The sequence below is a fragment of the Tritonibacter scottomollicae genome (genome assembly GCF_032924845.1).
GTDB classification, from domain to species: domain Bacteria; phylum Pseudomonadota; class Alphaproteobacteria; order Rhodobacterales; family Rhodobacteraceae; genus Epibacterium; species Epibacterium scottomollicae.
Genome location: NZ_CP136704.1, coordinates 540,035 through 554,077, shown reverse-complemented (window position 1 = coordinate 554,077; position 14,043 = coordinate 540,035). Strand labels below are relative to the sequence as shown.

Below are 14,043 nucleotides of genomic sequence, written 5' to 3'. Positions count from 1 at the left end.
GGGGCAGCGCCCGCCGCCCTAGCGGGTCAGCCAGGCGCGTGCCGCGTTCAGATCCGCGGGTGAAATTTCATGACCTGCCTCAACAACCTCGCTTTCAACACCCGCACCACTGTCCTGCAACCATTGGGCCAAGCGCGGCGCCTCAGAGCTGAGAGGGTCATCGCGGCCGGTCAGCAATAAGACCTGAGCCGAGGACAGATCCACCTGGGGCAGCTCTATAAGCACCGGGATCGCCCGCAGCAGTATAGCGCGGCGGATCAAGCCGGGATGTAGCGCCATAACGGAGGCTGCAAAGTTTGCGCCGTTGGAATAGCCCAGCACCGTAACCGCTTCGGTGTCCAGCCCATATCCTTGAACAGCAGCGTGCAGAAAGGCCTCAAAGGCCCGCGCCTCGGCGCGAATATCCTCCTGGTCGAAAGTTTCCACATCAAACCGCCGGAAAAACCGGGTGACATGCTCTTCGGTGGCACGACCCCGAACGCCAAGCAGGGTTGCCCTTGGGTTGAGGCGTGCAGCGAGAGGCATCAAATCCGCTTCATTGCCACCGGTTCCATGCAACAAGAGCATAACCGAGCCGTCGGGGTCTTCGGGATGGCGAAACCGATGCACGAAAGGCAGAGACCGCTTGGGCATCCTTGGTTCGCCTGGCTGCGCGAATTGTGGCAGCATCGCGCGCAGGTCTGCGGCGCGGGCGGTGTCATGGTCGGGTATGAGCAACGTTTCTCCCAGATGGCCTGCTGGCTCATCCACCGCAAATCCAGGTGCGTCGGTTGCGTATTCAAATAGGAGACCAGCCGGATCCCGGGCGTATAGCGACAAAAAGTACTTTCGATCATGAACATTGGTCGGCTCATGAGCACGCGCCAACGACCCCCGCATCTCTCGGACTGCCGCGGCATCCGGTGCGCGGAAGGCCACGTGGTCAAGAACGCCGGTGCCGGGAATGCCGCTAAAGAACCCGCGCGTATCACGGATATCTATCGCATCGGTATCGGACACCATCCTCTGGATCTGACCTTCTGTCGCGCTCATGCGGTAACCGAACTTTTCGGCGAACTCCGCTGTTGCCGCAGGATCACCGGAAAACAGCGTGACTGCCCGCAGGCGGGTGGGTGCAACTTGACCAGTTTGCAGAGGTTCTCGCCCCAGATCCGTACCAACCAGCTTCACTATGATGCCATCGGGGTCTTTCAGTCTTAGAACGGTTTCACCGAACTCGCGCGTGGGCTGTTCAACAGGCACTCTGACGTCTAAGGCGCGTGTCAGCCATTCTCCGATGCTGTCGAGTGGAACTGCAAACGCAATCTCGCCAGCCTGCCCCTCCCCAACCCGTCCTGGTGCACCGTCTTCCCATACCAGGAAGGACACCACAGATCCGGGCGCGCCGTGTACGTCGCCATAAAACAGGTGCAACTGCTCGGCGTCTTCATACCCGCCAGTTTGTTTGATAAGGTGCAGGCCGAGAAATCCCATGTAGAAGTCGACGTTGGCCTGAACGTTCTTTGTGATGCCTGTCACATGATGAATTCCCGAAGGCATTTGCACCCCTCATTCAGCGTTCTGCTCAGCATAACCCTGTTCAGATCCATGTGAAGAGCACGCGGGTGAACATCGCTTTCGCCTAAAACGAACAGCCGGCGGCTTCTGCATCCACTGCGATGAGCTATCATTATTCTGCACCCAATCGCAAAGGAGTTTGAAATGAGCTGGAATCCCGCACTTGACCCTGGATGCCCTGACGGCGTTGACATCGACTCCATTGAAACTCTGATCATTCCTCGAGCGCATGATCTGGGCGGGTTTGAAGTTCGCCGCGCGCTGCCCGCACCAAAGCGCCAGATGGTTGGACCGTTTATCTTCTTTGATCAGGCGGGGCCCGCAGAATTCCTCACAGGTTCGGGGATAGACGTGCGCCCCCACCCGCACATCGGATTGGGCACGGTGACCTACCTGTATCAAGGAGACTTCCACCACCGCGACAGCCTGGGCACCGATCAGGTCATTCGACCCGGCGCTTTGAATTGGATGGTCGCCGGAAAGGGGGTCACCCACTCCGAGCGCACGTCGTCCGAGGCTCGCAGCGGGCCGCACTCGCTGTTCGGTATCCAGACTTGGATGGCGCTGCCTGAAGACAAGGAAGACATTGATCCCCTGTTTGAGCATCACGGCAAGGAGAGCCTGCCTGAAATCGAGTCGGAAGGCGTTCGTGCCAAGTTGATCCTGGGTTCAGCATACGGTGAGGCGGCCCCAGCGACCCTTTTTTCCGAAACCTTCTATCTGGATGTCATCCTTGAACCCGGTGCGCGCTTTCCGCTTCCGGATGAACACGAAGACCGCGGCATTTACGTATCACAGGGCAGCGTGAAGATTGCAGGTCAGGAATTTGAAGCGGGCCGAATGATGGTCTTCCGCCCAGGTGATCAGATCACGGTGGCCGCTGGCCCTGCCGGCGCACGGCTAATGGCATTGGGTGGCGCGACACTCAACGGCCCCAGATATGTCTGGTGGAACTTCGTTGCCTCAAGCCAGGAGAAGATACAGCATGCCAAGGAAGAGTGGCGAGCGGAAAGATGGGGGACAGGGCAGTTTGATCTACCACCGAATGACCGGAGCGAACACATCCCTCTGCCGGGCCGGTGAAGCTGAGTCCCATGCCGAGTGTGCTTAACCAGATTGCCCTTGGCGGTTGCTGTCTCTCCGCCAAGGGCTTGTTTGGCACGCTCTCGGGCCACGGCCCGTTTATGAGGTTACGGGCGTCGCGTTGTAGCTGCTGATCAGGTTGCGGTAGTCCGGGATGTGGTTAGAGAACAAAGCCCCCAATCCTTCGATGTCATTGCGCCAGTCACGGTGCAGTTCGCAGGCCATGCCGAACCATGACGTCAATTGCGCACCCGCAGCTGACATCCGGTCCCATGCAGCGTCCCGCGTGATCTGATTGAATGTCCCGGAGGCATCCGTCACGACAAAGACGTCGTACCCTTCTTCGATCGCTGACAGGACCGGGAATGCCACGCAAACTTCTGTCACCACGCCGGCAACAATCAGTTGCTTCTTGCCGGTCGCTTTCACGGCAGCGACGAAGTCCTCGTTGTCCCAGGCGTTGATTTGCCCTGGGCGGGCGATGTAAGGGGCGTCCGGGAAAAGCTCCTTCAGTTCAGGAACCAGCGGCCCGTTGGGGCCGTCCTCGAAACTAGTGGTGAGGATCGTTGGCAGGCCAAAGTACTTTGCGGCGTCTGCCAAGGCCAGAACATTGTTCTTGAACTTGTCGGGGTCAATATCCCGCACCAACGAGAGAAGCCCGGCCTGGTGGTCGACCATCAGAACAGCGGCATCATTTTTATCGAGGCGTTTGTATTGAGGTGTCATGTGCGTTTCCTTTCTTTTGACGCCGCAAGATGGACTGGGATCACATATGATCGCGACGCCTCAAGGCACCTTTGCGAAGACTCCCTGCAGACACATCCCGCCACATGCGGCAGATCTCATCTTAACATTTTCTATGCAGGTGATCGCCGTCGGGCTGGTGGAAAGCAGTGTTCGGCAATAACGAACAGCTCTTTTGATCCTACTGTGCTGTGTTCTAGCTTGTGTTGAACGGCATGCATGCACCTCATCGGTGAGCGCACGATGGGGGCGCGGGTCGGATTACGCCTTCTCCGCCGAGAGCGGTTTGAACTTGCGCTTGTCGCCCCCCCCGCGCCCCCGGTACGTCATCTGCCAGACGGGGTTTTCCCCTTGCTGCTGCACCCGGCGTTTAAGCACCGGCGACTGATCCACCATCGCCACCGTATCCTGGAACAGGATCCCTGCCTGGTCCTTCTTGGCCGCCGCCGCATAGATCTCGGCGCGCGGCTCGCCATCAGCCACCATCATGTAAAGCCCAATACCGCCCAGCATCGGCGATTTGCCGTTGCCCTTGCCTTCCTCATCGTAAAACCGCGTGAACCGCCTGAGCCAAGCCCCGTGCTGGGCGCTGTATTTTTGCCAGCCAAAGAGCGACCCGATCCGGAACGCCTGGCTCGGTTGCAGCTCAAAGGGCCGCCCCTCAAACTGCCCGCCGTTGAGCCGCAGCACCTGCGGAAAGAAGCGGATCGCCCGCAGCGCCTCCGCCAGATCCCATTTGAGCCCGCGTTTGGGCCCCTCAACGAGATCGCGCAGATGCCGATCCGCTGCCGCCCGCACATAAGGCCCGGCTACAACCTCACCGACCTCAACCGCTTGCGCTCAGGCTGTCACCGGATCCTCGCTGGCCGAGACCCGTTTTGGGGATGCGCTCACGTCAGGTAGCTCTCGGGCCCATCGGGATCCGGAAAGCTGAAGCCCATCTGGCCCGCCCCCGACAGGCCCCGCTCCGCCGCCGGCGTCATGCCGAAGTCATTGGCCAGCCCGCTGATCTGGCGGAAGGTCTCATTGAGCTGCGCCACTTCGGGCCGCGCCTTGATCTGCACCCCGTTGCGCGTCTCGCTTTCATAGGTCTCGCCGGTCTCTTCCAGCTCGAGCTCCAGACGTTCAAACCGCAACACCGCTTTGCAGAGCTGTTTGAACATCATCACATTGCTGGGCTTCAGCCGATCCACGGTCGGGTGACACAGCGGCAGCGCCAGCCGGTCAAAGGTCCAGCGCAGCTCGCCGGTCAGCCCCTCGGGCCGGATCTCCTCCAGGCGCATCCGCGCCCGCTCTTCCAGATTGTGAAGCGGCGCGCCCTCTTCCGCGAGGGCGACAACCTTCTCCTCTGCCGGTCTGCGCCCTCGCATATCTCGGTCAACTCCTTGTTCATGTGGCTTTTTCTATTCAATTTCCACTTTGCGCAGAAAAACCCTCCCCCTCCGGTTGCCAGTGCTTCCGGAATTCCTTCGGACCCTCCCCCCGGGGCATTCGCCCCGCTGCGTCAGCGGTTGGCGGGATGCTGCGGATCCACCGGCCAGCCATCCGCGCCGCGCTTTTGCGAGAAGGGACTGACGGCCCAAACCGGCCATTCGAAGTGTGATAACGCGCTGCGTCCCAGCATCCGCAGAGCAGACATCCAGTATCCCAAGCGCCATCGCAGATAGGCGTATAACACGCCCATCCACAGCGAAGAATTTAGAGCGCGGTTGGGCGCGATTGGGAACCAAATCCCTGTCTAACTCACTGCTCAGACAAGTTACTTCTTGAAATCGGCATCTCGATTGGCACCTCGCCTACGTTCAACAACAATTGCCTGATCAAACCGCGCGACGGTTTTGTCCACCCAGCGTTGAACCAACGGATTGGACGAGGCTTCTTTCAGTTTAACCAACCGTTCCCTCTCGTCCTCCAGTTTATTGGCATATGACCCCCACCAGGTTCCTGACGTCATTCGGGAAGTGACCGCATCCAATGCGTCTGTGTCATCAATATGCTCGTTTGTGAAGTCGAGAAATTTTGCGGACCACTCGCCGCTGTCTTCTTCCCCGGAAAAAAGCTCTATCCACTCAAGCATGAACGGCAAACGCTCTTTCTTGTTTTCAAGCATCCAAGCGATACTAATTTCTATTGGAACATCATTGAGGACACCCGCGCTTGCAGGTTTTCCTATTCCGGCCTCAAAAAGGCCATTTAGCCGGTGCTCTCGCATGCTGTCCGCATTATCGAGGCGCTCGTGGAACTTTTGCCACACCCGCTCGGGATCGAGCGAAATCAACTTCCGAAGAATTTTCTGCGCATAATCGTCAAATGAGAGTTGGACGTTATACTCCTCAACTTCGGTCACGCTCAGAATGAACTCCAATAACTCTTCAATGAAGGCCTGCTCGGAAAAACCTCCATCAAGTAACTTCCCGACAATGTCGTGCCAGTGATACCAATCCATGTTCGAGTAATTCACACGTTCAAATAGCGCGAGATTGGTAACAACTTCTTTGACGACTTCAACAAACGGCTCTCGATTGAGGCTGTTCTTGTAGAACATTCGTCCGATGAAATCGATGGAGGCCCACGCCCCAGTGCTACCGCCCTCGTTCATCACATTGAGCAACTCAATGGTGAGACTAGTATCAATACCTTGGAGTGTATCAGAAAAGGCAATAGCGTCAGTTGAACGCGGCTCGACTTTTCCCTCATTCAGCAGCTCGATCACGCGCTTCATAAGTGTGTCATCTAAGCCTGCCGCAGCGATCAGGTTAACTGCATGCGGAACAAGCGCTTCGACATCCAGAGCGTCGTTTAGGCACTCAAGCGCGATGTCACGGTTTTTCTGCCTCGCTCCGCCGATGACGCTACTTACCAAACTAGCAAACTTCGCCGCATCGCCATGCAGCGGCTTCGAACTTTTTAGATATTCTAGCAGTGCGTGCGGGTCATCGACGTGGGCGGCAATCTTATCAACGGTGATCCAGGCTGAATGGAAATTTCCACTCGCAAAAGCCTCTAACACTGGAAGAAAGTACTCGGAATCTGCGGGGCTGCGTGCAACGATTTCGTCAACTTTGTTCGCACAATAGTTGAAGTCGTTGTCGCCATCGCGACTGTATGAGACATCCGGGTCGTGAATGTCGATCGCCCAACCAGAGCTATAGACTGGCAAAAGCTCTAGATCGGTCTTCGGCAACAAATCGTCATAATATGCACGGAGCGTGGTCTGATAGTCTTCGGGAGCGTCTTCTCGGTCGAAGTAGAGCCATTGGTTGACGCCCATGAGAGGTTTGGTCCAATGGGGGTAGCGCTCAAGTAGCCGCGCGATCATACCTTGAACTTCGCTCAGCATCGGTTGGATATGAAACAAGCCCCTCAAGTGCGAACCGATTGAGTTCAATGCAGTTCTTGCATGCTCCTGTTGGTCGCCAAGAGCAATGAGTTCTAACCGTTGCAGAGCTTCGCGATAGTAATCCCAAATCTCACCGTACGTCTTAGGATGCCAATCATCGAGCGCTTCATCCGCACCGATGTTCTCACTACCACCTGATCTGGAAAAATGCCCGCTTTCTAGCATTCTATCGAGTGCAGAAAGGCAGATTTCTTGAACGCGCTGATCTTCATGCGAGAGCCCTTCATCCAGAACAACGAGCTTTTCTCGCGGACTTGCCTCCGTTCCTGAGAGTTGAAGCTGATACAGGCCTTTGAACTGTCCGGTTGCATTGTTGCTCCAATCCTCATTTTCTGCGGCACCAAGACGAAGCAGAAGACGAGCGGCTGGGATGAAAGTCTGATGCCGAAATACTAGTTTGTCCAAAGCCCAAACGATATGGCGTCGTCCGGCTTCAAGCGATTTCAGTTCATCAATAGATTTCCCATCAAGTAGTCGTTCCAAGTGCTCCATAGTTGCGTCGGGTGCAAGATGGACAAATCGATCAAGCAATTTCGAACCGAATTCGGTATCCAGTGAGGCGAGGTCAGGAAGTGCTTCCACGATTAGCGCCTGGGCGAACTCTCTTACTCTTTCTGACCACGATACCCACCTTAGGCGTCCGACCATGCGAAGCTTCATATCTTCGCTCAAGGTCCGGAAGAAAGCTGCTAGGGTACCCGACTGTTTGGATTCCAACCACATATTTGCCAATCTCATAGCAAGTGGCAGGGGTTGAACTGCGGCATAGTCGCCCTGTCTAAGTATTACTCCAGTCTCGGCGAACGAAGCCAAGTCGCCGAAAATTGCTTGCGAGTTACGCCCCGCAAATTTGGCAATTTCTTCGAGCTCGCCACCTACATCCCCTTCGACCCCGACTAGCGTAAACAGGCTCAAGAACTGGAGGCTTTCAAGCGCGGATGCGTCCTCGCCACGCTCTCCCCAAACGATGCGAGAAATCAACGCCTCGACAGAACCCAGTTCGAAGTCTTTGTCTTCCAATGCACGTGCGGCAAAGACTGCCATGCGCGGAAAGCCTTGGGCCAGATCGCGCACTAGCGTAGCGTTGCGTCCTTTTGCCTGCTCGTGAACAGCACAAGCGATATCGACAATATGCTCGTCAGAAGCTGGCGTGAGCTTCACGACAAGGTTCTTCCGCATCGATTGTGCTTTGGATTCAATACCAATCGTGATGACATTGCACTTCGCGCCTTGTCGGTGCGCGATCTCGCTCAATCTGGTGTGGATTGGGTTGGGGCAATCATCGACGATCAAAATCGCTCGCGAACCGGAATCGGCCATCTCGCGCGCGAGATTTAGTAGTCGATCACCGACATCATCATAGTTGCAATAAACGACTTGGTTGGCATCCAACGCATCATCCGGTTCGCGACCTGCGTTTATAAGTTCATACACAAAACGCGTCTTTCCGAAACCCGAAGGTCCGAAAACCCGAAGCGCGTTACCCTTGTCGCCGAGGAACTTGAAAATTAATTCACGAATTCCTTGCAGATCCTTCTCTTCACCGACGCTCGGGTCATCGTTTTTCCAAAGTCTTATCTCTGAACCTTGCGCCAAGTATCGAGGCTGTTTGCTGATTTGATAAGGAATTTCCGATATTTCGGGCGATTTGGACCAATCTTCGTGGGTCTGAAATCCATTCAAATGCACATCGCGCAACATGGCGTTGAGCCAAAGCGCGACAGAAGGATGAGTGTTTGTCCATGCTGCAAGCTTGTTGCAGTCGTATATGTCTATCGATGTAAGCCTGCTCGGGTCATGCCCGGCCTCTTTAATGCCATCGCGAATAGCGTTGATCCGGTCCGTTCGTTTTGTACCTACGACTGCAGTTGCCGTTACGACAATATACGCTCCGCTTCGCTCAATGGCCTGAACAAGGGCTTCATTCAAAATTCTTTCATCTTCACTTTTCTGAGAAGCTTTAGTCCAAGTTTCTTTCCTTAGCCCCGATGGTGAAGTTGCACCGCGCTTGCTTTGAAACACTGAGTAGCGGCTTGGTAACCAATCTGTTTGGTTTGGGCCCCCAGACCACTCTACTCTTCCGTCTTCGCCACCATCAGCGATGGATATTTGGGCTGGTACACTGCCAGAGCGGAGTGGAATGCCGTACGTGAGGAGTTCCGCATGAACGAGGCGACGCAGCAGTTCCACGACCTGGTTGGCGTCTAGTCTTTCTATTTGGTTTGCATCAACTTCAAAGATCATTTTCCGCTCGTTCATTTGTTGGTTCGCACTTTCCGATGTTTTGGTCGGAGTGGCATTCGACGGGGCCTGCGTTGGGTAATGAAAATGCTACGCCAAAACAAATGGGACAACCAGAATGATCAATGCGTCTTACGGTTCGACCACCAGTCTTCTCGCTCAAGCTCCAGTTTCGACAGAGAATGTCCGCTCTTTGAATCTCTGCTATCCATATGTGCGTTTGCAGCGAATGTCTGGTTTCCGCCCTGCCAGTAGGCAGGGCCACCGGATGCAGGAGCAAAACGAATGTCGCCTTTGGGCTGATTTCAGCCCTCACCAAACCATCCGCTCCAACACCTCCGCCAAAGCCTGCCGCAACGCACCGGACGTCTGCCCCCGGACACTCCACCCATGCGCCCGCAATACCGCGCTGATCGGCTTGTCCTCCAGGCACACCATATCCACCAGCCGCCGATCCGTGATGTTCACCCGCGAACCCCGCTTGGACGGGCGGATCTTGCGCACGGCAATGGCAGTGCCAGCACCGATGCGCCTTTGGATCCGCTCGATCTCTTCGCGATCCCGCAGCACCGCATCGATGAAGCTACCACTGCCACCACCACCGCCGCTGCGGAGCGCCTCGACAGATGAACACCGGGCTCCGGCGCAGGCGTGGCGCTCGACCAGATCCCGATAATACCGCCCCGCCGCAACCTGCTCACGGGTGAAAGGCGCGGGCTTACCGTTGCTGGCCGCCTTGGCCGCCATCACATCAAACACATCCGCGCACTGCATGGCCGACCGGCCACGGTAGCCCGAGGGGCGGGCTTTCCAGTCGTTTTCACCTTCGGGAAACAGGCTCATCGGTTGGAACACGCGAATGGCTCCGCGGGCCGGCGCCTCGGGGATGGCATCGCCGCAGACCTCTGGCACATAGCCCTGCTCTTTCACCGCCTGGATGCGTTCCTCCTCCGCCTGCAATCGCCGTTGGCGCGCCGCCATAAACTTTGCCATCGGGGTCAGATCCGCCACGCCATCGGGTGCCACGATCACAACATGCTCGCTCATGCTGCGGCACCCCGCTGCGCCTGGTCTGCGATCTCACGACATTGCTTCAGAGCCTCCGCCCGCCGCACCCGAAAGCGTGCATCCTCGGCCGACAGGTGATCCCCACGCCCTGCCCGCATTTCGATGTCCGCCATCCGGCGCACCGCGCCATCCGCCTCATTGCGGATCTGGGTGACGGTGTAGCGTCCCGGCCATTCCCGCGCGCCCCTCAAATAGCGCAGCAGCTCCGGAGCCCAGCCTCCAGCCAGCGCCTCCTGCCCCAGCGCATGCCCGAAGACCTTGAGCATCAGCGGCGATGGCCCGCTCTCCGGCGGCTGGATTTCCCGTGCCTTGTTCAGGATCTTGAGCCCAATCGGAAACCGGTCCTTGTCCTTGCCGCCGGGATGCGCCTCAACCCAATCCCGCAGCACCGCGAGGCTCGCCGGCGACATATACGCCAGCTTCTGGCGCAACTCGCCCAGCATCACCGCAAACTGCGCCTTGGTCAGCGTCGACGGCCGCGCCAGCCCCAGCGCCTCCAGCGGCGTGATCAACAATTCCTGCACCCGCGCCTCACCGGCGGCCTGTTCCTTTGCATCCATCTCTGCACCTCTTTTCTCAGCAATCCCGAGTTATCCACAGCCGCCGACGTCAATGTGTCCGGCGACTGTCCTTCTGTTTTGTTATGTCTCTGTCTCTATCCCTGTCGTGCAGGACAGTCTGAGACTGTCCGAGACTGTCTTGAACTGTCCGCCGGACAGTCTTGGACAGTGTCAGGACAATGTTCGGTGGGTTCCGGAGCGCGCCTGCCCGAGGTCAAACATATGTGTCGACCAGGACTGCATGGCGCGTTCGATCCAGGTGGCGTTGCGGTATTCGCAGCCCTCCTGGACAAGCCATTCATCCATCCAACGGATGGCGGCGTCATTCTTGGCAAGCTCCGCATGATAGCCCGCCACGGTGGAGCGCAAGCGCTGCAAGCGCTTGGCCGCATTGGCCGCCTCATGCTTGGCGCGGTTGTCCTCCTTGCGTGACAGCGCCTCGGTCAGCGTGCGCAGCACCATCGGATGCATCAGCCGCACCTCGCCGCCCTCGCAAATACAGGGCGTCCATTTGTGCAGCGGGCCGTAGTCCAGCTTGCACAACGCCCGAAAGTGCCCGGGATCCACCAGCAAGAGCTTTGCCAGAATCTCCAGATCCTGCGGCACCGTGCCGACCGGTGTCTGGTCGTAAGAGATATTGATCAGATCAAAAAAGAGCGCCCGGCACTCCGGTGTGCCCTTGAGGCGCATGTCCGAGTTGAGCCAGCGCCGCCGTTCCCAGGCCATGAAGTAATGACTGTCCAGCCGATCCTCGGACCCCAGCGGATATTCCGGCAAATCATCGGTCGAGATCGGCTGCAAACCTGCTGTATTCAACATCACGCGGCTTCCCCGAACAAAGCGGACAGCTCACCATCCAGCGCCTCGATCATCCGCGGGCCGCTCTCCGCCGCGGGACTCTGCGCCATCTTTCGATAGGCCCCGGCCCAGCCGCGATAGCGGCAGATCTGGGTGCAGGTGCGCATCGAGGCGCCGGTAAACTCCGCCATATCTTGCAGGGTGCATTCGCCGGCACTGTCCTGGATCAGCCACCAGATCTGATAGGCGATCCGCTCGATCCGGGGTGAGGAATTCTGCGCCATCATGCGGCCCTCGCCAATTGGTCCTGAAAGAACGCCGCCGCGCCGGGATCGGTGAGGATCATCAGCAAGGCGGTATGGCTGGCGGGCGCAGTGACCGCGCCCCACCAGTTGAGCGCGGTCTGAAACGACACATCGCAGAACAGCGCCACCTCCCGCGGGCTGTGAAACCGCGCGTGGAAATAGACCGACCAAAGGTCAGGCGCGCTGACCTTCAGCGCATATGGATCCAACTGATTTGACCAAGACGCTTGGTCTGCTGACGTGCCAGGCTGGTCGCATGGCACATCATTGTTCACGATCAGGGTTAGACGCGGGCGGCTCATGCGGCTGCGCCCTTTGTATCTCTGAGTTGACCTTCGCCAAGGGCGAGGAAGGTGAAGAGGCTGCGCGGGGGCATCGCGACGCCTTTTTGTCCAGCCAAACGGCAAAGTGCATCATACCATGCTGCTGGCAGCTTGCCCGCTTGCATGTGGGTATGCACGGTGGTCGCACCCTTTCCGAGATGGGACGCAACAGAGCGGTATCCGCCAAGGGCGGTGATGAAGTCACGAGTATCCATACACGCACCAATAGTACGATATTTTCGCACTTACAATGATGCACTCGTTTATTGATGCGAAATTTCCGTACTTCAGCGAGTACATAGGCATGGATTACCTAGAGATAGAAAAACGATGCCTTCGCGGCGACACCTCACCGGAAGCCATTCATAAGCGCCTGGTAGCGGCTCGCAGAATGACTGGGCTGTCCCAAAAGGAACTCGCCGCGAAAGCCGGCATCAAGTACACAACCTTCCGCTCTCAGGAGCAATCAGGCTCACCCTCAGTGCGCCTGATGACCTATTTTCTTGGTGCCTTCCAAGTGGACTACAACTTCATTCTCGGTGGAGACCCTGCTCGGCTTCCCGGCGACGTTCTTCAAGAGATAGTGAAGCACTTCGACTGACGCGCCACCAAACCAACGGCGCGAAAACCCAATTCAAATTCACTCCAAGCGGCAGGAGCAGCTTAGCGACTAGCCTGTATAACATTCGATTCCCGTTTTTGTTCTGCTTTTGTACTCATTTGCGCAAACAGAGCAAGATCATGATGGCTAATTGATATGCGATATTTTCGTATTTACGTGTTGACTAATACGAAATATCCGTATCTACCTAAGCCCATCAACCGATGGAGGATTGAATGCAAGACAGACTGGAAACCGTGCTGCGGGACGCGCAGCAGATCGCAGGCTCGCCCGAGGCCCACCTCGACAGCCCGCATCTCTTCACAACAGCCTGGGCGACACTGAAGGCCGCGCGCGGTCAGGGCTTTGACCCGGCGCGCCTGCGGGCTGCGCACCTGGTCGAGCGCCCGGCACCGACGCCAGAGCCGACCGAGCAGATCCTCGACCGTGTCGGCCACAAGGTGCGCCGCGTCATGGCGGATCGCCAGATCACCCCGCATGGCCCCCATGCGGCGTAAGGCGAGGCGCACCCGCAATGACAAACCCTATCTCTCCAGATTCCGCATCCATGGCGGACGCATCCCGAGGGCCCCGCCCCTCTGAGACCAATGAACACACGCGGCGCGTTGGAGGATTGCGCGCCGCCGACTGTCCCGAGGTTTCGCACCGCTCCTGCGGTGCGGATCTGGCGCGGGCGGATCAGTCCTCCAAGTTGCCCACCGCCCGCGCATCATCCACCGAGATCAACACCCTCGCGCTCTATGCCGCGTCGGAGACCCTCAGAGCGACACCGATGCACCAAAGGACCGAACAATTCGCGGGCCTTGGCGGGCGCATGACTGCGCCGATTTCAGATGCTTGGACCCACGACGAGGCGCTCTGGCTGGTGGATCTGATGGGCATTCAAAGCACCGGCACATCCCGCCAAAGCGCCCTGAGCAGCTGGATCAAGACCGCCTCTGCGCGCTTGCCTCGCCGCGCCAGCGATGGCCGCCCGGATTGCCCCCCACAACGGCCAATCGCCCGCACCGACTTTGGCGCGAGGTGGCCTCAATGGCTAAAGCACTGGTCGCCTGCGAGACCAGCGGCATCATGCGTCGCGCTTTGCTGGCCCTCGGCCATGACGTCTGGTCTTGCGACCTTGCTCCGGCAGAGGATCGGACCAATCGACACATCATCTGTGAGGTCCGTGACGGTATCCTTAATGAGGGTTGGGATCTGCTGGCGGTCATGCACCCGCCCAGCACGTGTCTGTGCCCCTCTGGTCGCCGCTGGATGTCACACTCTGGCAAATGGACCCACCCCAAGAAGCTTCCGGAGGGGCGCCGAGGCGGGCACTGGACGGGCGAGAGTCGAGCGAGGT

General features: G+C 57.9%; 14 protein-coding genes and 1 pseudogene. 4 read left to right on the top strand and 11 right to left on the bottom strand.

Features of this window, described 5'->3' with window-relative positions; all coding sequences use genetic code 11:
• Positions 1-18: 18 nt before the first annotated feature.
• On the bottom strand, positions 19-1,539 hold the full coding sequence (locus R1T40_RS03260) for a VOC family protein (protein ID WP_394805013.1): 1,521 nt from the start codon (positions 1,537-1,539) through the stop codon (positions 19-21).
• 162 nt (positions 1,540-1,701) lie between these two features.
• Here R1T40_RS03260 and R1T40_RS03255 point away from each other — a divergent pair, with 162 nt between their 5' ends.
• On the top strand, positions 1,702-2,640 hold the full coding sequence (locus tag R1T40_RS03255) for a pirin family protein (protein WP_106165163.1): 939 nt from the start codon (positions 1,702-1,704) through the stop codon (positions 2,638-2,640).
• 99 nt (positions 2,641-2,739) lie between these two features.
• Here the strand turns inward: R1T40_RS03255 and ycaC are convergent, their stop codons facing one another.
• The 10 genes from ycaC to R1T40_RS03205 form a co-directional block, all read right to left on the bottom strand.
• Entirely contained in the window at positions 2,740-3,366 is a 627-nt protein-coding gene (ycaC, locus tag R1T40_RS03250) for an isochorismate family cysteine hydrolase YcaC (RefSeq protein ID WP_106165162.1), read from the bottom strand.
• Positions 3,367-3,645: 279 nt separating this feature from the next.
• The gene (locus R1T40_RS03245) at positions 3,646-4,182 is read right to left on the bottom strand and encodes a terminase large subunit domain-containing protein (RefSeq protein ID WP_317385845.1); all 537 of its coding nucleotides are present in this window, start codon (positions 4,180-4,182) and stop codon (positions 3,646-3,648) included.
• A 92-nt stretch (positions 4,183-4,274) separates the two neighbouring features.
• Positions 4,275-4,754: a P27 family phage terminase small subunit gene (locus R1T40_RS03240; RefSeq protein WP_317385844.1), complete on the bottom strand. Its 480-nt coding sequence runs from the start codon at positions 4,752-4,754 to the stop codon at positions 4,275-4,277.
• 389 nt (positions 4,755-5,143) lie between these two features.
• On the bottom strand, positions 5,144-9,028 hold the full coding sequence (locus tag R1T40_RS03235) for a hypothetical protein (RefSeq protein WP_317385843.1): 3,885 nt from the start codon (positions 9,026-9,028) through the stop codon (positions 5,144-5,146).
• A 309-nt stretch (positions 9,029-9,337) separates the two neighbouring features.
• Positions 9,338-10,072 carry a hypothetical protein gene (locus R1T40_RS03230; RefSeq protein WP_317385842.1) on the bottom strand — a complete coding sequence of 245 codons (735 nt, stop codon included), beginning with the start codon at positions 10,070-10,072 and terminating at the stop codon, positions 9,338-9,340.
• Positions 10,069-10,653, bottom strand: coding sequence for a hypothetical protein (locus R1T40_RS03225; RefSeq protein ID WP_317385841.1), 585 nt, complete (start codon positions 10,651-10,653; stop codon positions 10,069-10,071). The genes R1T40_RS03230 and R1T40_RS03225 overlap by 4 nt, the downstream gene beginning before the upstream one ends.
• Positions 10,654-10,824: 171 nt before the next feature.
• Positions 10,825-11,472: a hypothetical protein gene (locus R1T40_RS03220; protein WP_317385840.1), complete on the bottom strand. Its 648-nt coding sequence runs from the start codon at positions 11,470-11,472 to the stop codon at positions 10,825-10,827.
• A complete protein-coding gene (locus R1T40_RS03215) occupies positions 11,472-11,738 on the bottom strand; it encodes a hypothetical protein (protein ID WP_317385839.1) in 267 nt (88 codons plus the stop codon). Before R1T40_RS03215 ends, R1T40_RS03220 begins: the two co-directional genes overlap by 1 nt.
• Positions 11,735-12,058, bottom strand: a complete 324-nt coding sequence (locus tag R1T40_RS03210) for a hypothetical protein (RefSeq protein WP_317385838.1) — start codon at positions 12,056-12,058, stop codon at positions 11,735-11,737. The genes R1T40_RS03215 and R1T40_RS03210 overlap by 4 nt, the downstream gene beginning before the upstream one ends.
• Positions 12,055-12,294, bottom strand: a complete 240-nt coding sequence (locus tag R1T40_RS03205) for a hypothetical protein (protein WP_317385837.1) — start codon at positions 12,292-12,294, stop codon at positions 12,055-12,057. Before R1T40_RS03205 ends, R1T40_RS03210 begins: the two co-directional genes overlap by 4 nt.
• Before the next feature lie 89 nt (positions 12,295-12,383).
• Between R1T40_RS03205 and R1T40_RS03200 the strand changes: the two genes are divergently transcribed.
• From R1T40_RS03200 to R1T40_RS03190, 3 genes and pseudogenes are all read left to right on the top strand, one after another.
• A complete protein-coding gene (locus R1T40_RS03200; RefSeq protein WP_317385836.1) occupies positions 12,384-12,680 on the top strand; it encodes a helix-turn-helix domain-containing protein in 297 nt (98 codons plus the stop codon).
• A 236-nt stretch (positions 12,681-12,916) separates the two neighbouring features.
• Positions 12,917-13,198 carry a hypothetical protein gene (locus R1T40_RS03195; protein ID WP_317385835.1) on the top strand — a complete coding sequence of 94 codons (282 nt, stop codon included), beginning with the start codon at positions 12,917-12,919 and terminating at the stop codon, positions 13,196-13,198.
• Positions 13,199-13,724: 526 nt separating this feature from the next.
• Positions 13,725-14,000, top strand: a pseudogene (locus R1T40_RS03190) (hypothetical protein); the annotation flags it as partial.
• Positions 14,001-14,043 lie beyond the last annotated feature (43 nt).